This is a genomic window from Nitratireductor rhodophyticola, assembly GCF_019891355.1.
Taxonomy (GTDB): domain Bacteria; phylum Pseudomonadota; class Alphaproteobacteria; order Rhizobiales; family Rhizobiaceae; genus Nitratireductor; species Nitratireductor rhodophyticola.
In genome coordinates this window covers 170,315-193,471 of the sequence record NZ_JAHSSF010000005.1, presented here as the reverse complement: position 1 = coordinate 193,471, position 23,157 = coordinate 170,315, and the positions used below count along the sequence as shown (strand labels likewise).

20 protein-coding genes are annotated in these 23,157 nt (G+C 61.6%); 10 read left to right on the top strand and 10 right to left on the bottom strand.

All coding sequences use genetic code 11. The features are described 5' to 3' along the window. The first annotated feature begins 22 nt into the window (after positions 1-22). The 5 genes from KUG85_RS19330 to KUG85_RS19310 are packed head-to-tail and all read left to right on the top strand — an operon-like array spanning position 23 to position 5,703. A complete protein-coding gene (locus tag KUG85_RS19330; protein ID WP_065817796.1) occupies positions 23-1,003 on the top strand; it encodes an ABC transporter substrate-binding protein in 981 nt (326 codons plus the stop codon). 12 nt (positions 1,004-1,015) lie between these two features. Beyond that, a complete protein-coding gene (locus tag KUG85_RS19325; RefSeq protein ID WP_223006411.1) occupies positions 1,016-2,719 on the top strand; it encodes an ABC transporter permease in 1,704 nt (567 codons plus the stop codon). Further along, entirely contained in the window at positions 2,707-3,786 is a 1,080-nt protein-coding gene (locus tag KUG85_RS19320) for an ABC transporter ATP-binding protein (RefSeq protein WP_223006410.1), read from the top strand. The genes KUG85_RS19325 and KUG85_RS19320 overlap by 13 nt, the downstream gene beginning before the upstream one ends. Beyond that, a complete protein-coding gene (locus KUG85_RS19315; RefSeq protein ID WP_223006409.1) occupies positions 3,786-4,973 on the top strand; it encodes an MBL fold metallo-hydrolase in 1,188 nt (395 codons plus the stop codon). Before KUG85_RS19320 ends, KUG85_RS19315 begins: the two co-directional genes overlap by 1 nt. Further along, entirely contained in the window at positions 4,951-5,703 is a 753-nt protein-coding gene (locus tag KUG85_RS19310; RefSeq protein ID WP_223006408.1) for a 5'/3'-nucleotidase SurE, read from the top strand. The genes KUG85_RS19315 and KUG85_RS19310 overlap by 23 nt, the downstream gene beginning before the upstream one ends. Positions 5,704-5,718: 15 nt before the next feature. Here the strand turns inward: KUG85_RS19310 and KUG85_RS19305 are convergent, their stop codons facing one another. Together KUG85_RS19305 and KUG85_RS19300 are read right to left on the bottom strand one after the other, a co-directional pair. Next, the gene (locus KUG85_RS19305) at positions 5,719-8,409 is read right to left on the bottom strand and encodes a dermonecrotic toxin domain-containing protein (RefSeq protein WP_223006407.1); all 2,691 of its coding nucleotides are present in this window, start codon (positions 8,407-8,409) and stop codon (positions 5,719-5,721) included. 456 nt (positions 8,410-8,865) lie between these two features. Then, complete coding sequence (locus tag KUG85_RS19300; RefSeq protein WP_223006406.1) at positions 8,866-10,545, bottom strand: Na/Pi cotransporter family protein; 1,680 nt, start codon at positions 10,543-10,545, stop codon at positions 8,866-8,868. 304 nt (positions 10,546-10,849) lie between these two features. On the opposite strand from KUG85_RS19300, the gene KUG85_RS19295 reads away from it, so the two are divergent. Further along, on the top strand, positions 10,850-11,185 hold the full coding sequence (locus KUG85_RS19295; protein ID WP_245291863.1) for a hypothetical protein: 336 nt from the start codon (positions 10,850-10,852) through the stop codon (positions 11,183-11,185). Between the two features lie 183 nt (positions 11,186-11,368). Here KUG85_RS19295 and phnE (KUG85_RS19290) read toward each other — a convergent pair whose 3' ends face one another. The 4 genes from phnE (KUG85_RS19290) to phnD all read right to left on the bottom strand — a co-directional run bounded on the left by phnE (KUG85_RS19290) (position 11,369) and on the right by phnD (position 14,861). Continuing rightward, positions 11,369-12,172: a phosphonate ABC transporter, permease protein PhnE gene (gene phnE / locus KUG85_RS19290; RefSeq protein ID WP_025031354.1), complete on the bottom strand. Its 804-nt coding sequence runs from the start codon at positions 12,170-12,172 to the stop codon at positions 11,369-11,371. After that, positions 12,166-12,987, bottom strand: coding sequence for a phosphonate ABC transporter, permease protein PhnE (gene phnE, locus KUG85_RS19285; RefSeq protein ID WP_223006405.1), 822 nt, complete (start codon positions 12,985-12,987; stop codon positions 12,166-12,168). The genes phnE (KUG85_RS19290) and phnE (KUG85_RS19285) overlap by 7 nt, the downstream gene beginning before the upstream one ends. Next, positions 12,984-13,778: a phosphonate ABC transporter ATP-binding protein gene (phnC, locus tag KUG85_RS19280; RefSeq protein ID WP_065817785.1), complete on the bottom strand. Its 795-nt coding sequence runs from the start codon at positions 13,776-13,778 to the stop codon at positions 12,984-12,986. The genes phnE (KUG85_RS19285) and phnC overlap by 4 nt, the downstream gene beginning before the upstream one ends. Before the next feature lie 81 nt (positions 13,779-13,859). Then, positions 13,860-14,861: a phosphate/phosphite/phosphonate ABC transporter substrate-binding protein gene (gene phnD, locus KUG85_RS19275; protein WP_223006404.1), complete on the bottom strand. Its 1,002-nt coding sequence runs from the start codon at positions 14,859-14,861 to the stop codon at positions 13,860-13,862. 208 nt (positions 14,862-15,069) lie between these two features. Here phnD and KUG85_RS19270 point away from each other — a divergent pair, with 208 nt between their 5' ends. From KUG85_RS19270 to gndA, 3 genes are all read left to right on the top strand, one after another. Continuing rightward, positions 15,070-15,939, top strand: coding sequence for an HAD-IIB family hydrolase (locus KUG85_RS19270; RefSeq protein WP_407673717.1), 870 nt, complete (start codon positions 15,070-15,072; stop codon positions 15,937-15,939). After that, positions 15,926-16,696 (top strand): DeoR/GlpR family DNA-binding transcription regulator, encoded by a 771-nt coding sequence (locus tag KUG85_RS19265; protein WP_223006402.1) that lies wholly within the window; start codon positions 15,926-15,928, stop codon positions 16,694-16,696. Before KUG85_RS19270 ends, KUG85_RS19265 begins: the two co-directional genes overlap by 14 nt. Positions 16,697-16,889: 193 nt before the next feature. Beyond that, entirely contained in the window at positions 16,890-18,314 is a 1,425-nt protein-coding gene (gene gndA, locus KUG85_RS19260) for an NADP-dependent phosphogluconate dehydrogenase (RefSeq protein ID WP_223006401.1), read from the top strand. 57 nt (positions 18,315-18,371) lie between these two features. Here the strand turns inward: gndA and KUG85_RS19255 are convergent, their stop codons facing one another. The 4 genes from KUG85_RS19255 to trpB form a co-directional block, all read right to left on the bottom strand. Next, on the bottom strand, positions 18,372-18,914 hold the full coding sequence (locus KUG85_RS19255) for a peroxiredoxin (RefSeq protein ID WP_223006400.1): 543 nt from the start codon (positions 18,912-18,914) through the stop codon (positions 18,372-18,374). A gap of 184 nt (positions 18,915-19,098) precedes the next feature. After that, positions 19,099-19,707, bottom strand: a complete 609-nt coding sequence (locus KUG85_RS19250; protein ID WP_223006399.1) for a LysE family translocator — start codon at positions 19,705-19,707, stop codon at positions 19,099-19,101. An 80-nt stretch (positions 19,708-19,787) separates the two neighbouring features. After that, positions 19,788-20,618: a tryptophan synthase subunit alpha gene (trpA, locus tag KUG85_RS19245; RefSeq protein WP_223006398.1), complete on the bottom strand. Its 831-nt coding sequence runs from the start codon at positions 20,616-20,618 to the stop codon at positions 19,788-19,790. Positions 20,619-20,666: 48 nt separating this feature from the next. Beyond that, positions 20,667-21,887 (bottom strand): tryptophan synthase subunit beta, encoded by a 1,221-nt coding sequence (gene trpB, locus KUG85_RS19240; RefSeq protein WP_223006397.1) that lies wholly within the window; start codon positions 21,885-21,887, stop codon positions 20,667-20,669. A gap of 206 nt (positions 21,888-22,093) precedes the next feature. Here trpB and KUG85_RS19235 point away from each other — a divergent pair, with 206 nt between their 5' ends. Next, complete coding sequence (locus KUG85_RS19235; RefSeq protein ID WP_255606483.1) at positions 22,094-23,074, top strand: helix-turn-helix transcriptional regulator; 981 nt, start codon at positions 22,094-22,096, stop codon at positions 23,072-23,074. Positions 23,075-23,157 lie beyond the last annotated feature (83 nt).

Here is a 23,157-nt window from a genome sequence, read left to right as displayed (position 1 = left end):
ATGCAAACAGAGGAGTTATCCCATGGGACGCCAGTCCACGATTCGTTCGGTTGCTTTTGCAGCCGCACTGCTTACATCCACCGCCGCTTTCGCCGAGAACCTCGTTCTCTACACGTCGCAGCCCGACGCTGACGCTGCCGAAACGGTTGACGCCTTCAAGGCCGCCAATCCGGGCGTCGAAGTCGAGATCTTCCGTTCCGGCACCAGCGATCTCATGACCAAACTCGCCGCAGAGTTTGCCGCTGGCAGCCCGCAGCCGGATGTGCTTCTGATCGCCGATGCAGTCAGCATGGAAACGCTCAAGAAGGACGGTCACCTGATGGCCTATCCCGAAGCCAATGTGGAAGGCTTCGAGGAAGCCGCCTATGACGCCGAGAAGACCTATTTCGGCTCAAAGCTCATCACCACCGGCATCGCCTACAACACGGCAGCCGCCGAAAAGCCCGAGCATTGGTCCGATCTGACGGGCGAGGCCTACAAGGACCTCACCATCATGCCGAGCCCGCTCTATTCGGGTGCTGCAGCCTATCTCCTGTCCGCCTTCGTCAACCGCGACGATCTCGGCTGGGACTATTTTGAGAAGCTGAAGGAAAACGGTCACGTTGCCGTGCGCGGCAATGGCGCTGTTCTGAAGTCCGTTGCAAGCGGTGAGAAGGCCTATGGCATGCTCGTCGACTTCATGGCCATGAACGCCAAGAAGGACGGCTCGCCCATCGAGTTCGTGTTCCCCGAGGAAGGCGTGACTGCCGTCACCGAGCCGGTCGCCATCATGTCGACCGCGAAGAACCCGGATGCGGCGAAGAAGTTCGTCGATTTCATTCTCTCCGACGATGGTCAGAAGCTGGCGCTCAAGCAGGGCTATCTGCCGGCGAAGCCTTCTGTCGGTTCGCCCGACTGGCTGCCCGAGGGCACCGAGATCAACGTCATGAGCGTTGATGTGAAGAAGGTTGTCGATGAGATCGCCGGCAACAAGGAGAAATTCTCCTCCATGTTCGGCGGCTAAGGAAAAACCTTAATGACCGCAATTCGTAAGGAACGTCAGGGCCAGGATATGGCCCTGACAGCGGGGATCGTCGCGCTTATCGTCATCTTTTCGCTGCTGCCCATGGCGCGGCTTTTGCAGGAAGTCATCCTGCCCGGCGGTCAGTTCTCGCTTGATGTCATTCGCAATGGTCTGATCGACGACACGACCTGGCGCGCCACCTGGAACACGCTGGTGGTTGGCCTGGGCGGAACGATTTTCGCCCTGGTGCTCGGTGTGGCTGTTGCCATTCTCGTTTCACTGTCGGATGTGCGCCAGCGTCAGGCTTTCGTCCTCTGCTTTGTCACACCGCTCATGATTGCGCCGCAGGTGACCGCGCTCGCCTGGCTGCAGCTTTTCGGCCCCTCCAGCCCGCTTTTGAACATGCTGGGCATGGCGCCGCCGCTCGGCACGCGCAATCCGCTCTATTCGCCGGAAGGCATCGTCTTCCTGCTCGGCATCCAGTATGCGCCGCTCGTCTTCCTGATCGTGCGCGCCGGCATGCGCAAGCTGCCGCGTGAGCTGGTCGAGGCCGCGCAGTCCAGCGGTGCCGGCTGGGTACGTGTGCTCGGAACCATCATCCTGCCGCTGATGACTCCTTCCATTGTCGGCGCCGCAGCACTCACTTTCGTTTCCTGTGTCGGCAATTTCGGCATTCCCGCCTTCCTGGGTATCCCGGCAAACTATCTTGTCCTGCCGACGCTCATTTATCAGCGTCTGGCCGGTGGCGGACCGGATGTTCTCTCCGAGGTCGCATTCCTTTCGGTGCTCATCGGCGTCATCGCCATGGTCGGCATCGTCATGCAGGACCGTATCGCCAGCCGGCGCGATTTCCGCATCACCTCCACCTCGCTGCCCGCAGCGCCCTACCAGCTCGGCGTCTGGCGTGTGCCGGTGGAGTTCGGCATGTGGGTTCTGATCGCGTTCATCCTCGTTCTGCCCTTGGTGGGGCTCATCCTCACATCGCTGGTGCGGGGCTATGGCGTCACGCTTTCGGCTGAGACCGCAACTCTGGAGAACTATTACTTCGTCGTCTTCCAGCATGCGGCGGCGAGCCGTGCCTTCCTGAACAGTCTGTATCTCTCGGCGGGCGCATCGATCTTCGCCGTCTTCGTGGCGATCCCGCTTGGCTATGTGATCGCCTGGGGCAACAAGCGCTGGATCAAGGCACTCAACCTTGCCATCGAGCTGCCCTACGCGCTGCCGGGCGTGGTGCTTGCTATCGCCTCGCTGCTCCTGTTCCTGAAGCCCATGCCGATCACAGGCATCCAGATTTACAACACGGTCTGGATCATCCTCTACGCCTATCTCGCGCGCTTCCTGATCCTGGCCGTCAGGCCGACGATCACGGGCTATTTCCAGCTCGACCGGGCGCTTGAGGAGGCGGCACAGGTGGCCGGTGCGGGCCTGTTCACGCGCATGCGCACTATCATTTTCCCGCTCATCGCTCCGGCGGCCATCGCCGGCGGCCTGCTGATCTTCATGACAGCGCTGTGCGAACTGACGGTGTCGGCGCTTCTGTGGTCCTCCGGCTCGGAGACCATCGGCGTTGTCATCTTCTCCTTCGAACAGGGCGGGGATTCCAAATATGCGGCGGCGGTCTCCGCCATCATGGTCGCAACCACCTTCCTTCTGATGCTGCTCGCCAGCCTCTTTGCAAACAAACTACCGGACGGAGTTCTTCCATGGCGGGACTGAGCATTAAGAACGTCACCAAGACTTTTGGCGAGGCGAAGGCCCTCGACAATGTCTCCATCGATGTCGCGGATGGCGAGTTCCTCGCCGTTCTCGGCCCCTCGGGCTGCGGCAAGACCACGCTTCTGCGCATGATCGCCGGTTTCGAGACTGTGACTGGCGGCAACATCCACATCGGTGACCGGCAGGTCTCTTCGCCTGAGGCAAACACGCCGCCGGAAAAGCGCCGCGTCGGCATCGTCTTCCAGAACTATGCGCTCTGGCCCCACATGACGGTGTCGGAAAACATCGGCTATGCGCTCAAGGTTGCGCGGGTTCCGAAGGCCGAGCGCGAGGAGCGGGTCAAAAACGCGCTGGCGCTCGTCAATATGGAGCAGTATGGCGACCGCCGTCCGGCAAATCTGTCGGGCGGTCAGCGGCAGCGCGTGGCGCTGGCGCGCTGTCTCGTGGCAGAGCCGCGGCTGGTGCTGTTCGACGAGCCGCTGGCCAATCTCGACGTACACCTGCGCGCCTCGATGGAGGACGAGTTTGCCGACTTCCACAAGCGCACCGGCACGACAATCCTCTACATCACCCACGACCAGGCCGAAGCCATGGCGCTGGCAGACCGTATCGCGGTCATGGATCATGGCCGCCTCATGCAGCTTGCCACGCCGCGCGAGCTTTATCATGAGCCGGCCAACGAGATGGTCGCCTCCTTTATCTCGCAGGGCATGGTGCTGCCGGCCAATGTCGAAACGGCGGAAGCCGACGGACAGTGCCGCGTCACCGTGCTGGGGCAGGAGCTGGTCGTGCGCTGCCGCAAGGGCGAGAAGCCGCGCAAGGATGCGCGCATCTGTTGCCGCGCATCGCAGATCCAGTCGGTCGGCACCAGCCAGCCCGGTTTCGAAGGCACCATCACACGGGCGGTGTATCGCGGCGGTTCGGCGCGCATCGAGTTCGAGCCCGAGGCTGCGCCCCATCTCGGCCTGCATTTCGACCAGCCCGATCCGGTGTCTTTCGCGGCGGGAGAGCGCGCCAGGCTTGCCATCACATCGGGCTGGCTGATCCCGGCCGATGGTGCTGCCTGATGCTGAATGTCGATCTTCAGGGTGGGTTCGGCGAGAAGGGGCGTACCAGTGTCGCCATTGGCGATGGCAGGACGCGCATCATGCTCGATGCCGGCATCAAGGTGGGCGCGAGCGGGGCGGAATACTACCCCGTTCTTGCCCGTCCGGTTGGCGAGATCGATGGTCTCTTCATCTCCCATGCGCATGAAGATCACATCGGCGCGCTGTGTCATCTGATGAGGCAGGGATATGCCGGCCCCATCTACATGACCGAGGAAACCCGCTCGGAAATGCCGGCAACGCTCGCACAATATGCGGATGCCGCCGACCTGGCGGATTTCAAGCCCCCCATGGAGCAGATACGCTTTTTTCGGCCTGGCGAAACGCTGAGGGTCGGCGAACTGAACGTGGAGACTGGCGCGTCCGGCCACGTGGTGGGTGGCGTCTGGTTTTCCGTCGAGGGAGCCGGGCAACGCGTTGTCTATACCGCCGACATCGTGCCTGAAAGCGCCGTCTTCCCGATGCAGCCCCTGCCTTCCTGCGATCTGCTCATTCTCGATGCTTCCTATGGCGCCGACCCCATTCCGGGGGCGGAGCGGGCGCGACAGATCGGAGAATGGGTTGCGGACCATGCCGATGGCTGTCTCCTTCCAACGCCGCTTTCCGGCCGTTCGCTGGAGTTGATCGCGGCCATCGGCGTGCCTTTTGCAATCGAGGCCGGCATGCGCGAGGCGCTGTCGACCCAGATCCACGCGCCTGGCGCGGTGCATCAGGATCGCGTGGCGATCCTTTCCGAGCGGCTGCAGGCCGCGCGCGATTGGAATGTAGGCGATCCGCTGCCGGACTGCCCCCTGCTCGTGCATGACGGCATGGGTGTCGCAGGGCCGTCGCGCCCGGCGCTTGCCGCTGCAGAGGCTGCTACCTTTCCCATTCTCTTAAGCGGACATCTGCCGGCAGGTTCGCCCGGCGCGCGCCTTGTCGATGAGGGCAAGGCCGCATGGATACGCATGCCAACACACCCAACACTTCCGGAGAACATTGCCCTGTGGGAGGCGGCTGGCCGCCCGCGCCTCATTGGCCATTCCTGCGATGCTGCCGCGCTTGATGCGCTCTGTCAGCACATTCCCGCTCTTATGACCGGTGCGCGCACCGGCGACACCTACCAGATTGATGAAGAGACGATACATGCGCATTCTGATTTCCAATGACGACGGCATCGAGGCTCCCGGCATTGCGCTGGCGGCTGAAGCGGCATCACGCCTGACGGACGATGTCTGGGTGGTCGCGCCGGACGGCAAACGCACCGCCGCCGGCCCGTCGCTCACGGTCGCACGGCCGCTCACCATGCGCCGTCTCGGCGAGCGCCGCTTTTCCTGCTCGGGCACGCCGGCAGACTGTATCGTGACCTCCATGGGCTGGCTTTTCGACGACGGCAAGAAGCCCGATCTCGTTGTCGGCGGCGTCAATGACGGGCGCAATGTCGGCGAGGATCTCGCCTATTCCGGCACGCTGGGCATCGCCCGTGAAGCGACCTTCTGGGGCATTCCCGCAATCGGGTTCTCCCGCGTGAAGGAGGCGAATGTGCGCGAAGGAGATGCGGCATGGCTGGCTCGCTTCATCGAGCGCCTCTGGCAGACGCGCAATGAGTGGGCGATGGAAGGCCACTGGCTGAGTGTGAATCTTCCCGCAGACCTGCCGGCATCCGTCTCCCAGCCTTCTATCGGGCGGGACAAGATCGCCCGCAAGGTGGAGGTTCTGCGTGAGGATGGCGACGAGATCGAGCTGGTCGTGCCGCGCGGGCGCGAGCATGCGAGCCGCAAGGGCGATGAGAACAGCCTCATCGCCGAAGGCTTCGCCACGGTGAACCGGCTCAACTGGTTCGGCGAAACCCAGCTCGCAGGGGCCTTCATGGAAGGGCTCAGATCGGCGACGAAGTAAGACCCTCCACAGGCTTTATCGGCTGTTCTGCTGATACGCCTCCACCCACTCACGGGTGCGCTGCTGCTTGGGTTGCGATGTTCCTGTTATCGATGTTTCGTCGAAACGCGTTCGGATCCTGCTCTCGCTTGCCTCGCTCATTGTTTTTGCAAGTTCTGGCTCGGGGATTTCCGGCAACTCCGGGTTTTCCGCCGTCTCCGGTACGATTGCATCGACCCAGTCGCGGGTGTGTTGTCGGGCAGATCCCAGGAAACCGGGCGGAGCCGGAAGCGGAGCAGGGGTGTCAGTATCATCGACGTCTGCGCCCCTGCCTGGTTTCCCCGGCACCTCATGTTGCATTGAGCGCGAAGGCCCGGGCAAGGGCTCTTCAGCGGCTGTGCCACCTGGCGGGATTGCGTCTACCCAGGCCTGGGTACGTCGCTGCCCGTGTCTGGATGTATCAAGTGATTTGAGGCTGTCGCTGGTTTCGCTTGATGCGCTGGAACCTTCCGGAAGTTCCGGTGGCGGGCTCGTGTCGAGCGCGATGCGTCCCATCCTGTAATCTTCATAGACCTGGAGTGGTATGCCATAGGTTGTGTTCACCGAGCGGGCGCTGGCAATCTCTGCGATGATTTTTCGGATATCTGCATCGGAAGAGTCCAGCAGATAGACATTCTTCGCCGGAGGTGGCGGAAAGTGCACTTCGTCAAGAAACTCGTAGTCATATCCTCCGCCGTCCACGAAGGAGCCTACTCTTTTTCCCTCGGTGACAATGGCATACTGGTACATTATCCCGTCCTCGGGATCGTACTGCCAGATATCCAGAACATTGTTGCTCGCAGCAAGCGAGGCGCTGCCGATGGTCGCGGGCTTTTCGATCAGGTTGACCACCGCTTCGAACTGCCGTGATGGCCGGTAATGGCCGGCCGCGAGCAACTCGTCGGGTCTCAGATTGTCGACGCGGTAGACGAGGTGGTAGTCGCCGATTCGACCGTTCTTTTCGGCCTCGCGGCCCAGATCCTCAAGTTTGAACCTCAGAGCGTCCACCCGTTCTTTCAGCACCTCTATCGAATCGAAGGCGGCGCTTTCGTCGGGGTCCGCGATGACATAGTACCCACGCCTGTTCAATGACTGCCTGATTTCAGCTGCGCGCTGGCCCACATAGGGCGGGCGTTCTCCCCCGGCGCCATCGGCGGATATGCGCTTCCAGCCGCCCGCTCCGTCATTGTGAAGAATGGCGACGGATTTTCGTGTTTTCGGGTTGATGACGTTGACATAGCCATCACGCAGCTTGAAGTCGCTTCTGATTTCGTAGACGCGGGAAACGCCTGTTGTGTCGCTGTGTCGAATAAAATACCGCTCGCCTGACTGATAGATGTTCGCACTGTTTGGAGTGCGCCCGTCGATAAGCGACGGATCAACCTCATGGTCGGATATATTTCCGATACGAAGCGGCTGTTCCCCGGTAGCCGGACGGACGGCCGAAACCGGAATTGTGTCGCCACCGCCAGCAGAAACCGGCTCAGCTCGTGAAAGGGCTTTGACGGCGGCGCCGAGGGCCGCTCCTGCGAGCATGGTGCTTCCTGTTGAGATGGCGCCGACAGCACCTGCTTTCCGCTCTTCGTAGGTATCTCCAGCGACCGCCTGCTCAGTCTCGAGAACAAGTTCGCTCCCCATCGTGGTTGCCATTGTTGCAAACTCGAGCTCGGGGGCGAGCATCAGGATCGGCCAGAACACCTTGTTGAATGTGCGCAGGTTCCCGATCCAGATGTCACGCGTGACTTCGCTGTCGGACTTGATCAGTATGTCGGCGTCGGAAAGGCTCCGCTGCCGCATGTTTTCTGCAAGCTCGGAGAACAGGTTGTCAGAATAGGGGTGGTTCTCGGAATCAACACCGGTGCTCCAGGCGCCTGACCCGAGCTTCTCCAGACCATTGGCGACGCCCGTGTACCAAAAGCCATCCTGTAGATTATAGAGTGAAAAATGGTGCGCGAGCCGCGTGCGCTCCTCCGGAGACGCTGCCATCTCCTTGACCCAGCGGTCGAGCGCCTCTTCACTGCCGAACTCATGAAACGATGGCGTTTCGCCCGGAATGTAGAGCACCGTGTGCTGGTTTGAGCGGGTGAAACGGACAATGTCGCTGGAAGGGTAGCCGTTGATATCGAAGGCCGTCACCGCTACGTTGTCCGCGTTTTCCGGTTCAGCGACGATCCCGTTGGAGAGCGCTGCCAGAAGCTGATCGACATCTGCTCTCGCACCTCGCATGACCATTATGACACCGGAAAGCGAAAGGTCCGACTCCTCAAGGGCACGCATCGCGGATACCGCGAACTGGACCTTGGCCAGAGGCACGATGTCGCCCTGATGGCCGGCCCAGAAGTCGTTCAGACTGGAGAGAACCTCCGACTGGAAGTCGGCCTTCCAGATAGCCTCTCGAAGACTGGAAGCCAAAACCCTGAATTCGTTCGGCGTTCCGTAGAAGCCCTCACCCGGCCCATGCGTGTAGACCCCTTCATAGGCATCCAGCGCCGTGGACTGGAGGGTCTGCCGATCCGCACCGAAGTTTTCGAGAAGCAGATCTGTCAACGATGTTGACGAGTTCGGCTCGCCCGTGTGCTCGACGCCGGTAAAACTCGTCTGGGATGAGACCGCCGAACTGAACGTGTTCAAATAGAGCGCGTCGGGATTGGCATCCTGTCCGGTCAGTTCTTTTATGATGGCGCTCATCCTCGCCCGCGCCATTGCGTGAATGTTGGGAAGATCCTGACGGACGGTGCGGGAAACCCTGCTGATTTCCGACTGTTGTTCTTCCGTCAGTGTGCATCTGAGAAATTGCACATGGGGCGGTATGCGAAGGGTCGTTTCACGCGCATCGACGCGCGCTGGCTGTGACCTGGTTCCCTGCGACGGCCCTTCAGGGCGTGCTGCCGGCTTTTGCGCCGGAAGCGTCGTGATTCTTCCGTTTGGATTATCGGTTATTCTGAAGTCTGATTGTATCATTATATATCAATCCAAAGAAAAACAAATATTATTAATATTTATATTTATTTTTAAGATTTAATACTAATGATGAGGTTTGTCTATTTATTCAAAATTGCAATGAAGAAAGAAATGGCCGACCTTGCTTCCTGATAGGATCGGCTTTGGTGTTTCGGGGAGCTGACCCCAAAGGGGGAGTGGCTTTCAGGTCGCCTTCAGGCGCGAGCCGCTCAACAGTCCGCGTTCTTCGAGCACCGGATATGCAAATGTCGCCAGAAGTGAATTGATCTGCTTCAGGTCGCGGATCGTATCGAGGTGGATCGAGCTTGTTTCCACGCTTTGCTCGGTGCCTTGCCGCAGTCTTTCAAAATGGCGCTGGCTGGTTTCCTTCTCGACATCGCGCAGGCGGTCTTTTTCCATGACCAGCTCGCGCGCGGTCTCGGTGTCCTGGGTGACCAGCAGGTTGAAAGCCAGGCGCGCATTGGCGAGAACGGAGGCATGGAAATCGGCAAGTTCCCGCCAGCCTTCGCTGGTGAACTCGACGCCGCGCTCCATCTTCTTCTGCACATGGGCGAGCATGTTGCGGACGATGATGTCGCCCACCTGTTCGAGCTTGACGCACACGCCGAGCAGTTCCTGGCAGCGTCGTGCATCGTCTTCCGTCATTTCATGGCGTGTGATGCGGGCGAGATAGAGTTTGATGGCCGCGTGGCGCCGGTCCACCGTATCGTCGACGGCGGCCAGCGCAGCGATCGATTTCTTATCCGCCTTTTCGTAGAGTTCAAGAATTCGGCACAGCATGAACTCCACCGTTTCGCACATGCGGACGGTTTCCCGCGTCACATTGGCGAGCGCCTGATGCGGTGTGTCCAGTGCCGTGACGTCCAGCGCGCTGGTTTCCGTCACTTGTGCTTCGCTTTCCTCACTGGCCCCTTCGGCTTCGCTTCCTGACTGCAGGGAGACCAGCGCCTGCGTCGCCTTGAGGATCAGGCCTGAAAGCGGAATGCCGACAATCAGTATCAGCACGTTGAAGGCGATGTGTGCGTGGATGATGCGGTCCGCAGGGTCGCTGCCCAGCCGCTCCAGACTGGGATCGAAGACAATGAAGGCCACCAGAAGCACAACGGACCCGAGGCCGCGCATGAGCAGGTTGCCGAGGGGAACGATGCGGTAGCTTGGCGGTGAGCTCCGCGTCAGCATCGGCGCGATGAAGGAACTGCCGAGATTGACGCCCAGAACCATAACGATGCCGAGCTCGGGGGAGACGATGCCGCGCGCGGCGAACGTGGTCAGCAGGAGTACGGCGGCGATGCTTGAATGAAAGAGATAGGTTGTCACTGCGGCCAGCAGGAACGCGGTGATCGGATCGTCGGAGAGATATCCCACGATCAGCGGCACGATGGTGCTCTGCCTGAGTGGCTCAGAGGCCTCGCCCATCATTTCAAGCGACAGGATGAGCAGGCCCACTCCGACAAGAATACGGCCGAACTGGCGCCACTGCCGGCGTTCTGTCGCAAGAAAAATCACGGTCCCGGTGAGGATGCAGAGCGGAACCAGAAGTGTCAGGTCGAAGCTCAGTATCTTGACGACCAGCGCCGAGCCGACTTCCGCGCCGCGCACGGCCAGAATGCCCGACAGGCCCGTGACAATCCCGAGCCCGGCGAAGGAACCGATCAGAAGTGTAACGGCAGTTGAGCTCTGCAGGGCGATGGACAGGGCCAGCCCCGTCAGGGCTGCCAGCACCGGGTTGCCCAGTGTCTGACGCAGCCGCTGGCGCAGCACATTCCCGTAGGCGCGTTCAACGCCTGTTCGCACCATGCGCGTCGCCCAGAGCAGCAATGCCACTGCCCCGGCCATATGCAGAAAAAAGACGGAACCGCTCATATCGCCTCGACCAAGTCTAACACAAATCTGGTTCTGCAGAGAGCCTGAAGCGAATCCTGCCGATAAACCGCAGGGTTTCCCTTCAGGGCAGTCGAGCGAGCCAGGGCGTTATGTTACATTTGTTATTTCTATTTAGCAAATGTTCAATTTCGCTTACCCCGCTGGCCCGCCCTCCGGATTCCCGAACAACGCAAAAAATCAGGTTGACCTATTGAATAAAATAAACTCAAGTGAAGATGCATTTTCTGAATGGATAATGCAAGTAGTAGTTAAAAATATTATTATATTAATAAAGGAGTTTGTTATGAATATTTCCGTAGAACGTCATGATAATCTTCATTCGCCGTACAGTTATGGCGGCGGCGGCTCATCTTTCGGAGCCATGGCGACGGGTGGTGGCCTTGGTCTGGCCGTGGGCGGGCCCATTGGAGCGGCTTTTGGTACTGCGGGTGGAGCACTGGCTGGTGGCATCGCCGGCGGTGTTCTGGGGTCTGTCTTCCCCGTTGTTGGAACCTTCGCTGGCGCTGCGACGGGCGCGGGGCTCGGTGCGACGATCGGAACGGCCGTTGGCACCGCTGCCGGCGCCGCGCTCGGTGCCCTCACGGGCGGTACGGCGGGTGCGATCACCGCGCGATTATAGAACCGTATGAGCGACGCGCGCGGCGGATAGCGGCCGCACGTGTCATCAAATGTCGAAGCAATAAGAGCCCGGCATCTCGCCGGGCTCCCTATCATTCCCGGGGTTGTGCGTTGTCCCGCCGCGCCCCGACAGGTTTTGTGCCTGGCAGCGAAAGGCGCTCTTCTGTCGCTCTGTGGCCGGGCGTCAGATGATCCGTTTACGCAGCCAGGCCGAAACAATTTCACCAAGCACCACGAGCGCGAGGATTGCCAGGAGGACAGTGGCCGCTTCCTGCCAGTTGAACGTGTCGATGGCACTTTGCAGGATGATGCCGATGCCGCCCGCGCCCACGAGGCCGAGCACGGTCGATTCCCGCAGATTGATATCCCAGCGCAGGATGGCCACGGCCCAGAAGGTGGGCATCACCTGCGGCACGATGGCGTAGAGGATCACCTTGAAGCGCGATGCGCCGGTCGCTTCCAGCGCTTCCACCGGGCGACGGTCGATCTCTTCGATGGCCTCGCCCAGAAGCTTGCCGATGAAACCGATGGAGCGGAACATGATGGCGATGATGCCGGCCACGATGCCGGGGCCGAATATGGCCACGAAAAGAAGCGCCCAGATGATCGTGTTGACCGAGCGGCTGGACACGAGGATGAAGCGCCCGAGCCACAGCGTCGCGGCGTTTGGCGTCGTGTTCTGCGCGGCGATATAGGCGACGGGCAGCGACACAAACACGGCGATTGCCGTTGCGATGGTGGCGATGTTCACAGTCTCAACCAGCACCCACAAAATGCTCGGCAGGTTCGTCACATCCGGCGGCACCATGCGGCTGAACAGGTCGCCCATCTGCTGCGGCGCATCGAACACCCAGGGCCAGATCACGTCGATGCTGGTCAGGGCCCAGACGATCGTGATCACGGCAAACAGAAAAATCGCATAGCGTTGCATGCGCTCGCGTGGCGTGTAGCGCGCCCAGTCTTCGAGGGACGTTTCCATGCTCACCATACCCGTTTCCTGATCTGACCGCTGATCGCCTCGCTGACCAGAATGACGGCGACGATCACCATGGTGATGGCCAGTGCAAAGTCGTAGTCATAGCGGCCGAAGGCGTTGGCCAGCGTCGAGCCGATGCCACCAGCTCCGACGATGCCGACCACGGCGGAGGCGCGCAGATTGCTGTCGAGCTGATAGATGCTCAGACCGATTTGGCGCGGCATGATCTGCGGAAAAACCGCGTAGATCAGCGTCGGGAAATAGCCCGCACCCACCGCGCGCATGGCTTCCACCTGGCCCCAGTCGATCTCTTCGATGCGCTCGGCCAGCATCTTGGCGACGAAGCCGATGGAATAGATAATGAGGGTCAGGACGCCGGCGAAGGGGCCGAAGCCCACGGCCTTCACGAAGATGATCGCGACAATGACCGGGTGAAAGCTGCGGGCAACGATGATGAGGCCGCGGCCAAGCAGATAGACGGGGCGGGGAGCCAGGTTCTTGGCGGCCATGAATGCGATGGGGATCGACAGGAGCACGCCGCCCACTGTCGCCAGAATGGCGATCTTCAGGCTTTCCAGAAACCCGTCGATCAGAAGCCCGCTGCGTTCGAAGCTCGGCGGAAACGCGCCGCTGAAGATGCGTGCCGCGCGCGTCATGCCCTGCGAAATGCGTTCCCAGTCTATCGGCAGCATGAAGAAGGCCCAGCCGATATAGATCACCACCGCCGCCAGCAATCCGTAGCGCAGCACGGGGTTGGCGATCATTGGCGGCTTGCGCCAGGTGTCGGGGAGAGAAGTGTTGGGCAGGGAAGGGGTCTCGGCGCTCATGCCTTCTGGGCCCTCAGCGGCGTGACGTTGTCCATTTCGCCGCGCTCTTCGGCCGGCACGCCGGCATAGATCTCGTCCATCGCGTCCTTGTCGAGTGCATCCGGACCGGCATCGAAGATGATGCGGCCATAGCGCATGCCGACAATGCGGTCGGTGTATTGCTTGGCCTCCGCCACATTGTGGATGTTGATGAGCACCGGCAGGGAAAACTCGCGTGAGAGCGCGCGCAGCAGTTCCATGATCTGTTCCGAGGTTTTCGGGTCGAGCGAGGCGGTGGGCTCGTCTGCGAGAAGGATTTCCGGTTCCTGCATCAGCGCGCGCACCACGCCCACGCGCTGGCGCTCGCCTCCGGAGAGCTCGTCCGCACGCTTGTTGGCGTAATGGGCGATGCCCACGCGCTCCATCAGTTCATAGGCGCGGCGGATGTCTTCTTTCGGATAGCGCCGCATCGCCGCGCGCCACAGCGGCAGATAGCCGAGCCGGCCCGACTGCACGTTCTCCATGACCGTCAGCCGGTCCACCAGATTGAATCCCTGAAAGATCATGCCGATGCGCCGGCGGGCGGCGCGCAGCTTCGCGCCTTTCAGGTCCGTGAGCATCAGGCCGTTCAGTTCGATTGTGCCCGAACTCGGCTCCACCAGCCGGTTGATGCAGCGCAACAGGGTGCTTTTGCCCGCGCCCGACGCGCCGATGATGGACACCACGCTGTCGCCAGGCACTTCCAGATCCAGGCCTTTCAGCACCGGCGCGCCATTGCCATAGCGCTTCACCAGCTGCGAGATCTTCAGCATGCATCAACTCCAAAATTCGGTGAGCGATCGAAAAAAATCGGGCGCGAGACCAAGCCCCGGCATCTCGCGCCCGCAGGAGGATCACTCTTTCGCCAGACCCTGGGGCGTGTATTCCACGCCATTTGCCTTCTGGATCTCGCGGATCACGGCCCAGTCCTTCTGATAGGTGACGGGCACGAATTTGCTGACACCTGAGAACTCCTCGCCGAGTGCCGTTCCGGCAAAATCGAACGAGAAGAAGGCTTCCTTGATCTTTTCCACCAGCGCCGGATCGAGATCATGCGCATAGGTGTAGGAGGTGGTCGGGAACGGATCGGATTCCCAGACGATCTTCACCTCTTCGGGATCGTAGAGATCACGCTCGGCCATGCGGTCCACGACTTCGGAAGCGACCGGTGCAGCGTCATAGTCGCCTGCCACCACGCCCAGCATGGACTGGTCGTGCGAGCCGGAATAGACCACTTCGTAGTCCTGTTCCGGAACGACACCGAGCCCGGGGAAAAGCGCTCGCGGCGCGAGATTGCCCGAGTTCGAGGTGGGCGAGGTATGCGCGATGCGCTTGCCCTTCAGGTCGGCCATCTCGTTGATGCCGGAATCCTTGCGCGTATAGACCTGCAGCTTGTAGCCGAAGCGGCCGTCTTCCGATCCCATGATGGCAAAAGGCACCGCGCCGGCAAGATTGACCGCAAAGGGCGTCGGACCCGTCGAGAAACCGGCGATGTGCAGCCGCCCGCTGCGCATGGCTTCCACCTCGGCGGAGTTCGACTGCACGGCGAAGAACTGCACGTCCTTGCCCGTCACCTCCTCCAGATGCGCGATGAAGGGCTCCCAGATGTCCTCATAGATCGCCGGGTCTTCCACCGGCGTGTAGGCAAAAACCAGCGTGTCCGGGTTGGAAAGCTTTGACGGATCGCTCGGCGTGTCCGCCACCAGGTCTTCATTGGCGTCGCAATACATGGCGTCGAGCTGGCCGCGATTGGCGCAGTCCTGTGCCTGCGCGGCGGTGCCGGCAAGCAGCGCGGAAAGGCCGAAGAGAGCAGCGGCAGCGCCTCCGGCAAGACGGGTATCTGTCACGATAGACATGAGTTTCCTCCTCCAGTGCGGACTCCCGCCCGCTTCTCCCAAAAAGAGTGCGTTCAATGGCACCCATTTACCGAAAGCGTATCGAATTTTTGTGGTAGTTTGCAATATTCAAATAAAGAAAATTTGGAATACCCTCGAAAAACCCAAAAAAGAGGACTAAAAGCTTGGCATATCGCTCGGCGAAGGGGAGAGGCGTGTGGTGGCAGAGATGACGGCGAAGCTTGTTCCGGAGGAGACGATGTTGCCCCGGCCGTTCGGTGAGATGAGCACGCAGCGACTGGCGGAGGTCGATTTCGTGCTTACCGACATCGACGACACGCTGACGACGGCGGGCCGTCTGCCCAGTCTTGCCTATCACGCGCTGGAACGCCTGCATCACGCCGGCATTGTCGTCATTCCCGTCACGGGCCGCCCCGCGGGATGGTGCGACCTGATCGCCAGACTGTGGCCCGTTGATGCGGTCGTCGGGGAAAATGGCGCGTTCTATTTCGTGTGTTCTCCGCAGGGCGGCATGGTCCGGGAGTTCGCCCAATCCGCCGAAGAGCGCCGCGAGGGACGCCAGCGCCTAGACCGGCTGGCCGCTTCCATCCTGACGGCGGTCCCCGGTGCGCGCCTCTCGGCGGACCAGACGTTCCGCGAGGCGGACCTTGCGATCGATTTCGCCGAAGACGGCCCCAGGTTGAAAGACGCGGACATCGCCCGCATTGTAAGCTGCTTCGAGGAAGCCGGCGCTGTCGCAAAAGTGTCATCCATCCATGTCAATGGATGGTTCGGCCGCTATGACAAGCTGGCGATGACACGTCGCCTGTTTTCCAGACACTATGGCCTCGAGCTCGACAAGGCGGACCGGAACGTGATCTTCGTCGGCGATTCACCCAATGACGCGCCCATGTTCGGCTTCTTCCAGAACAGCGTTGGCGTGGCCAATTTTGCCGACTTCCTCGACGGTACGGCGACACCGCCCAAGTGGATCACACAACAGGCCGGTGGTGCCGGCTTTGCCGAGGTCGCCGATGCCATTCTGCGTGCCAAAGGGGGCGCCAGAGGGGCCGCAGAGGGAACCAATGACGCGTCTTAGAAAATCCGCGCGCCGCGAGCAGATCATCCTTGAACTGCAGCATCATCCCCATGTGCGCACGTCCGAGCTGGCCGCCCGGTTCGGCGTCTCCACGGAGACCGTTCGCCGCGACGTCGAGGCGCTCAGCCAGGAGGGTCTGATCCGCCGCGCCTATGGCGGTGCCTCTGCGGCGCCGATGGGTGCGCAGCCGCCCTTTGGCGAGCGCGACCGGGCGCGCATCGAGGAGCGCGTGCAGATCGCTGCGCGTGCGGCCGCACTCGTGCGCCCCGGCGAAGTGCTGATGATCGATGCCGGCTCGACCACACATCAGTTCGCGCTCAATCTGGCTGCCATGGCGCGCGACCTGACCGTCCTCACCAACAGCGTTGCGGTGGCTTCGGCCCTTGCCCAGAACGAAACCATTCAGGTGGTCATCTGTCCCGGAGACTTCATGGCGCGAGAGGTCGGGATCTACGGTGCGGAGACCATTGATTTCATCGCCCGGCACAATGCCAACCGCGCCTTCATCGGCGCGAGCGGCCTGACCGCCAGCGGCATCACCGAGGCAAACCGCCTCGCCGTCGGCGTCAAGCGCGCCATGATCCGCCAATCCCACGAGAGCTACCTTCTGGTCGATCACTCCAAGTTCGACGTCAGTCTCGTTGCGACGGTTGAGCCGCTCTCCGCCCTCACGGCGATCATCACAAACGAGCAGCCCACGGGCCGCCTGGCAAAGGCGCTGGCCGATGCCCATGTGGATGTGCATCTGGCGGGCTAATGCATGTCGCTTTCAAATGAATTCATTTGAAAGACAACGAACATGCATCATTTGAAAGTGTTACAGCGTCCTTTGCGCGTCTTATAAGACGCGCGGCGCTGTAAGAAACCAGCTCTTTCCACCTGGCGATGATGCATCGGCCGACGGTCTGGTGCATAGTGCCGCCTCGTTTTACGAACCGGAGACTTGAAGCATGTCGAAAGCGGATATCGGCCTGATCGGCCTTGGCGTGATGGGAGCAAACCTGGCTCTGAACATTGCGGAAAAAGGCCATACGATCGCCGTCAACAACCGCTCCACCGCCAAAATCGATGCGTTCGTCGAGGCGGCGCAAGCTGAGGGTCTTGCCGAACGCGTCCTGCCTGAGGCCGATCTCGTAGCCTTCGTGCAATCGGTGAAGAAGCCGCGCTCCATCATCATCATGGTCAAGGCCGGCAAGCCGGTGGACGACATGATCGAGCAGCTTCTGCCGCTGCTCGATGAGGGCGACGCGATCCTTGAATGTGGCAACTCGCTCTTCAGCGACACGCAGCGCCGCTTCGATTATCTGAAGCCCAAGGGTATCGGCTATCTCGGCGTCGGCGTTTCCGGCGGCGCGGAAGGCGCGCGCCATGGCCCTTCGATCATGGTCGGCGGCTCAAAGGCGCAATGGCACGATGCGGAACCCGTGCTCACCTCCATCGCCGCGAAATTCAAGGGCGAGCCCTGCGTTGCCTGGCTTGGCGAGGGTGGGGCCGGCCATTTCGTCAAGACGATCCACAACGGCATTGAGTATGGCGACATGCAGATGATCGCCGAGGTCTATGGCGTGATGCGCGACGGGCTCGGCATGGACGCTGCAGCCTGCGCCGAGGTTTTCAAGCGCTGGAATGAAGGCCCGCTCAATTCCTATCTGATCGAGATCACCGGCCATGTGCTCGAAGCCATCGATGGCGAGAGCGGCACGCCGCTTGTGGACATGATCCTCGACAGGGCAGGGCAGAAGGGCACCGGCGTCTGGTCGGCAATTGCCGCGCAGCAGCTCGGTGTGCCGGCGACGGCCATCGAGGGTGCAGTCGCAGCCCGTTCCATCTCCTCGCGCAAGCAGGAGCGCATCGCGGCGGAAGCGCTTTACGGCAAGCGCCAGGGCAAGGTAGACATCACGATCGATGATCTGGAGCAGGCGCTGCTTGCCGGCAAGATCGTTTCCTACACGCAGGGATTTTCGGTCATCGCCAGCGCGTCCGAAGAGCAGGGCTGGGGGCTTAAGCTCGCCACCATCGCCAGGATCTGGCGTGCCGGCTGCATCATCCGCTCCCGCTTCCTCGACCAGATGGCGAGCGCCTTTGCCGGCGATGCGGCCACCAATCTCCTGATGGTTCCGGCTTTCGCAACCCTGATGAAAGAGGCGAGCCCCGCGCTGCGCCGCGTGGTTTCGTCCGGCGCGCTTGGCGAGCTGCCGCTGATCTGCCTGTCGTCATCGCTCGCCTATTTCGACAGCTATCGGCAGGCGCGCGGCACGGCCAATCTCATTCAGGGCCAGCGCGATTTCTTCGGCTCGCACGGTTTCGAGATCGAGGGACGCGGCGCCGACCTGCATGGCGACTGGCCGTCCTTGGTCGAACAGGCTGCCGAATAAAGAAAAGGCCCGGACGGCGTCGCCATCCGGGCCTTTCAAATCAGATATTCACGAAGATCAGGCGGCCTGCGCCTCGCCCTTCTTCAGAGCGTCCAGGACGTTCTGCGGCGAGGAAACGCCATAGGGATCGCTGTCGCAATTGTCGGAGAAGCCTTCTTCCTCGAACCACTTCTCGATCACGCCGTTGTTGACCACGGCGGCGTAGCGCCAGGAGCGCATGCCAAAGCCGAGATTGTCCTTGGCAACGAGCATGCCCATCTTGCGGGTGAACTCGCCCGAGCCATCCGGAATGAGCTTGACGTTCTTCAGGCCCTGAGCCTTGCCCCAGGCATTCATCACGAAAGCGTCGTTGACGGAGATGCAGTAGATCTCGTCGATGCCCTCGGCCTGGAATTCCGGGTAGAGCTTCTCGAAGTCGGGAAGCTGGTAGGTCGAGCAGGTGGGGGTGAAGGCGCCTGGCAGGGAGAACAGGACAACGCGCTTGCCGCCAAAGAAGTCGGCAGTGGTCTTGTCTTCCCAGCGGAACGGGTTCGGGCCTTCGATCGACTCGTCGCGAACGCGCGTGCGGAACGTGACGTCGGGAACTTTTCTCACGGTCATTGCTAATCCTCTGGCACAAACAAGGCTCATCCCGGCCGGAGCCGGGCAGCTTGGGTTATGAAACTTTGAACTCCGGCTGCCGGGAGGGTGCGCCGGATGAGACGGCCGGAATAGAACATTTTGTCGCGCCGAAGTGAAGGCCCGACACTGCGGCAATCCGCAGCATTTTTCCCTTGATTCCGCGCTAATTCCGCGAAACCGCCATGGTTCCGCCCGAAACGATCAGAACCGCACCAACCAGGCGGTTCAGATGGACGAATACGCGCTCGGATTTCAGCATTTTGCCAAGCACGACGCCGCTGACCACGTAAAGCGCGACAGCAACCACTTCGAGCGCGAGAAACACCCCGCCCATGGCGGCGAGCTGGCTCCAGGCCGGTTGTGACGCGTCGATGAACTGCGGGAAGAAGGCGGTGAAAACGGCGATCGCCTTCGGGTTGCTGATGGCGATCACGAAATCGCGGCGCATCAGTTTGCCGATGGCGCGATCCAGCGAAGTGGCGCTCGCCAGTGCACGCGCCTTGCGCCAGAACTGGATGCCCACATAAATGAGATAGGCCGCACCCACCAGTTTGATGATGGTGAAGGCCGTGGCAGACGCCGCGAGCACCGCGCCGAGCCCGACAATGGTGACCGCGATCAGGAAAACGAAAGCCGGCATGCGGCCAAGTCCGCCCAGAAGGGCAGGCACGAGGCCCAGCCGCGCGGCATTGGAAAAGGCGAGCATGTTGTTGGGGCCGGGCGCGCAGTTCAGCGCAAAACAGGCCGGTATGAAGATCGACCAGGCGATCATGGTGTTCTCCTTGGCGGGATGCTTGCCGCGATCCTATGTTCACCGCGCATCGCCGCCAAGGCATCAGATCGGCAAAACCGTTAAGCCATCTGGCGAGAACGCACCCCGTCCGCCAGCCCCTTCACAAGGGTTGCGACGGCCTCTGCGGGGTCTTCGATCCGCTTGCCGTCGGCGTCGTAGCACTGGGCGATGGCCGCAACGATGGCGCTGCCGACCACAACACCGTCCGCCGCCTCGCCAATCGCCTTGGCCTGACGCGCCGTCTTCACGCCGAAGCCGACGCAGATCGGCAGGTCCGTGTGTTCCTCGATGCGCGAAACCGCAGCCGAAACATTGTTCGTGTCCGGCAGCGCCGAGCCCGTCACACCCGTCATCGACACGTAATAGACGAAGCCCGACGTGTTCTCCAGCACCTTTGGGAGGCGCTCTTCATCCGTCGTTGGCGTGGCCAGACGAATGAAGTTCAGCCCCGCCTTGATCGCCGGAACACAAAGCTCCTGATCCATCTCCGGCGGCAGGTCGACGATGATCAGCCCGTCAATGCCCGCTTCCTTCGCATCGGAGAGGAAGCGGTCCACGCCATAGATGTAGATCGGGTTGTAATAGCCCATCATCACGATGGGCGTGTCATCGTCGTCTTCACGGAAGTCGCGCGCCATCTGGAGTGTTTTCGCCAGCGTCTGCCCGCTTTTGAGCGCGCGCAGGCCGGCGGCCTGGATGGCCGGGCCATCGGCCATGGGGTCGGAGAAGGGCATGCCCAGTTCGATCACGTCGCTGCCGGCCGCGGGCAGCGCCTTCATGATCGAGAGCGATGTCTCATAGTCCGGGTCGCCGCCCATGAAATAGGTCACGAGCGCGGGACGGTTCTCTTCCTTCAGCCGCGCGAAGCGGCGGTCAATGCGGGTGGTCATGGGAGGATGCTTTCTCTTCGGACAGATTGTGGGTTCGGATCCTGCGGCTTACATCTCCATGCCGAGCATCTTCCCGACGGTGTGGACGTCCTTGTCCCCGCGCCCGGAGAAATTGACGATCATGATCTGGTCCTTGCCCATGGTCGGTGCCAGCTTGATCGCATGGGCAATCGCATGGGCCGATTCCAGCGCCGGGATGATGCCCTCAAGACGCGTCGTCATCTGGAACGCCTCGATCGCCTCATCGTCCAGAATGGGCGAATAGATCACACGGCCCGAATCCTTCAGCCAGCTGTGCTCCGGCCCGACGCCGGGATAGTCCAGCCCCGCAGACACCGAATGCCCGTCGAGGATCTGCCCGTCATCATTCTGCAACAGATAGGTGCGGTTGCCATGCAGCACGCCCGGACGGCCAGCCGTCATGGAAGCGCAGTGCTCGTCACCCGCAAGCCCGTGCCCGCCGGCCTCCACGCCGTGGATTGCCACCTGGCGATCATCGAGGAAGGGATGGAACAGGCCGATGGCGTTCGAGCCGCCGCCCACGGCCGCCACGATGGCGTCGGGCAGCCGGCCTTCCAGCTCCTGGATCTGCTCGCGTGCTTCCGTGCCGATCACCGACTGGAGATCGCGCACCAGTTCGGGATAGGGGTGCGGGCCTGCCGCCGTGCCGATCAGGTAATAGGTGTCCTCCACATTGGTCACCCAGTCGCGCAGCGCCTCGTTCATGGCGTCTTTCAGCGTGCCATGGCCGGAAGAAACCGGCTTCACCTCGGCGCCCAGAAGATGCATGCGGAAGACATTCGGCTTCTGCCGCTCCACGTCTGTCGCGCCCATATAGACCACGCAGGGCAGGCCGAAGCGAGCCGCCACGGTGGCCGAGGCCACGCCATGCTGGCCGGCGCCGGTCTCGGCAATGATGCGGGTCTTGCCCATGCGCTTTGCAAGCAGGATCTGGCCGAGGCAATTGTTGATCTTGTGCGAACCGGTGTGGTTCAGATCCTCGCGCTTGAAGTAGATCTTCGCGCCGCCCAGATGTTCGGTCAGGCGTTCTGCGAAATAGAGCGGCGAGGGACGGCCCGTGTAGTGACGACCGAGATATTCGAGCTCGGCCCGAAACGCCGGATCGTCCTTCGCCTCGTTCCAGTGCTTTTCCAGATCGAGGATCAGCGGCATCAGCGTCTCGGCCACAAACCGGCCGCCGAAGATCCCATACATGCCCTCATCGTCAGGGCCGATCCGGAAGGAATTGGGTTCCATGGGTGCAGTCATACGTGCAACGTCCCTTTTTCGCTTTTCCCGATTGAGGCATGGCCGGGCGGGACAAGTCAAACACCTGTCTCGAAAGTGATAATGAGTTAGAGTATTGAAAATAAAATAGAAAACCGACGAATCCCGCGCGGCATGAAAGGCGACTTGTTCCTTTCGCGGCCCAGCTTTTTCTAGACAGGTTCCATCGTCCTGTTATCCTCGCAGCCATGGTGGTGAATGATCTCATCGACGCGTCGCAAAGGCTTGGCCGGGTGCCCGGCCTGCATTCGCTTGACGTCGCGGAGGCTGAGGCCGCCATCGGCGCGCGCTACAGGCCGCATCGCCTGTTGATGCCGTCCGGTGAAGCATCGCTCGACTTCCGGCACCATGCCGTCGCGGGCGAGGGGGCGTCCCTCAACCTCCTGCGCTATGGCCCCGACATCGAGATCGAGGCCGGCATCTTCGACACGTTCTACATGCTGGAGTTCCCGCTTTCGGGCGGGGTGGACATTCTCTACGGGCGTGACCGTGTTTCATCGCGCCCCGGACGTGGGTTGATCCTGTCGCCCGGCCCGTTCGTGCGCTCCAACTGGCGGCCCGGCACCACGCAGGTGATGCTGCGGCTGGAGCGCGATTTCGTGGAGCGCGCCTGGCAGCGCCATACGGGCGACCCGGTGCGCCGCACGCCTTTCTTCAAGCCGGAGATCGACCTCGACACGCCGGTCGGGCGGCGGCTGGCGCGCCTTTTCGGGCTCATGGTCGCGGAAGAGATCGAGGCCGCCGACTGCACGGCGCTATCGCCCATGCCGCTCGTCAATGCGGTTCTGGAAACGCTCTTTGCCCATGTGCCCTGCCGCGAGGCAGAGCCCTCGGCGCTTGCCGCCGCCGGTCCGCTGCCGCACTATGTGCTGAGCTTCAAGGCGCTGCTCGATGACCCTGCCGCGCTGCCGCTCACCGTAGCGGCACTATGCGAGCGGCTTGAGGTGTCCCAGCGCACGCTCACGACGGGCATGCGGCGGTTTACCGGGCTTTCCCCGCATGATTATCTCACCATGCGCCGCATGGAGCATGCCCGGCTTCTGCTCGAGCATGGCGATCTGCCGGTCGCTACCATCGCCGCCCGCGTCGGTTACGCCCATGCTGGCCGCTTTGCCGCTGCCTTTCGCCGCCATTGCGGCCACAGCCCCGCCGGCACCCGCGCAACCTGACGCATTTTCGGAAGTCGTTGTCCCTTTCGGGAAATGAAATGGCGGCGCACCCTCCCTTCTTGTTGACATGGCACGTTTTCCGG

Excerpts from the sequence above, each read along its gene's own strand:
- KUG85_RS19330 (WP_065817796.1), top strand. The coding sequence starts at position 23 with ATGGGACGCCAGTCCACGATTCGTTCGGTTGCTTTTGCAGCCGCACTG.
- KUG85_RS19325 (WP_223006411.1), top strand. The coding sequence starts at position 1,016 with ATGACCGCAATTCGTAAGGAACGTCAGGGCCAGGATATGGCCCTGACA.
- KUG85_RS19320 (WP_223006410.1), top strand. The coding sequence starts at position 2,707 with ATGGCGGGACTGAGCATTAAGAACGTCACCAAGACTTTTGGCGAGGCG.
- KUG85_RS19315 (WP_223006409.1), top strand. The coding sequence starts at position 3,786 with ATGCTGAATGTCGATCTTCAGGGTGGGTTCGGCGAGAAGGGGCGTACC.
- KUG85_RS19310 (WP_223006408.1), top strand. The coding sequence starts at position 4,951 with ATGCGCATTCTGATTTCCAATGACGACGGCATCGAGGCTCCCGGCATT.
- KUG85_RS19305 (WP_223006407.1), bottom strand. The coding sequence starts at position 8,409 with ATGAGCGCCATCATAAAAGAACTGACCGGACAGGATGCCAATCCCGAC.
- KUG85_RS19300 (WP_223006406.1), bottom strand. The coding sequence starts at position 10,545 with ATGAGCGGTTCCGTCTTTTTTCTGCATATGGCCGGGGCAGTGGCATTG.
- KUG85_RS19295 (WP_245291863.1), top strand. The coding sequence starts at position 10,850 with ATGAATATTTCCGTAGAACGTCATGATAATCTTCATTCGCCGTACAGT.
- phnE (WP_025031354.1), bottom strand. The coding sequence starts at position 12,172 with ATGGTGAGCATGGAAACGTCCCTCGAAGACTGGGCGCGCTACACGCCA.
- phnE (WP_223006405.1), bottom strand. The coding sequence starts at position 12,987 with ATGAGCGCCGAGACCCCTTCCCTGCCCAACACTTCTCTCCCCGACACC.
- phnC (WP_065817785.1), bottom strand. The coding sequence starts at position 13,778 with ATGCTGAAGATCTCGCAGCTGGTGAAGCGCTATGGCAATGGCGCGCCG.
- phnD (WP_223006404.1), bottom strand. The coding sequence starts at position 14,861 with ATGTCTATCGTGACAGATACCCGTCTTGCCGGAGGCGCTGCCGCTGCT.
- KUG85_RS19270 (WP_407673717.1), top strand. The coding sequence starts at position 15,070 with ATGACGGCGAAGCTTGTTCCGGAGGAGACGATGTTGCCCCGGCCGTTC.
- KUG85_RS19265 (WP_223006402.1), top strand. The coding sequence starts at position 15,926 with ATGACGCGTCTTAGAAAATCCGCGCGCCGCGAGCAGATCATCCTTGAA.
- gndA (WP_223006401.1), top strand. The coding sequence starts at position 16,890 with ATGTCGAAAGCGGATATCGGCCTGATCGGCCTTGGCGTGATGGGAGCA.
- KUG85_RS19255 (WP_223006400.1), bottom strand. The coding sequence starts at position 18,914 with ATGACCGTGAGAAAAGTTCCCGACGTCACGTTCCGCACGCGCGTTCGC.
- KUG85_RS19250 (WP_223006399.1), bottom strand. The coding sequence starts at position 19,707 with ATGATCGCCTGGTCGATCTTCATACCGGCCTGTTTTGCGCTGAACTGC.
- trpA (WP_223006398.1), bottom strand. The coding sequence starts at position 20,618 with ATGACCACCCGCATTGACCGCCGCTTCGCGCGGCTGAAGGAAGAGAAC.
- trpB (WP_223006397.1), bottom strand. The coding sequence starts at position 21,887 with ATGACTGCACCCATGGAACCCAATTCCTTCCGGATCGGCCCTGACGAT.
- KUG85_RS19235 (WP_255606483.1), top strand. The coding sequence starts at position 22,094 with ATGGTGGTGAATGATCTCATCGACGCGTCGCAAAGGCTTGGCCGGGTG.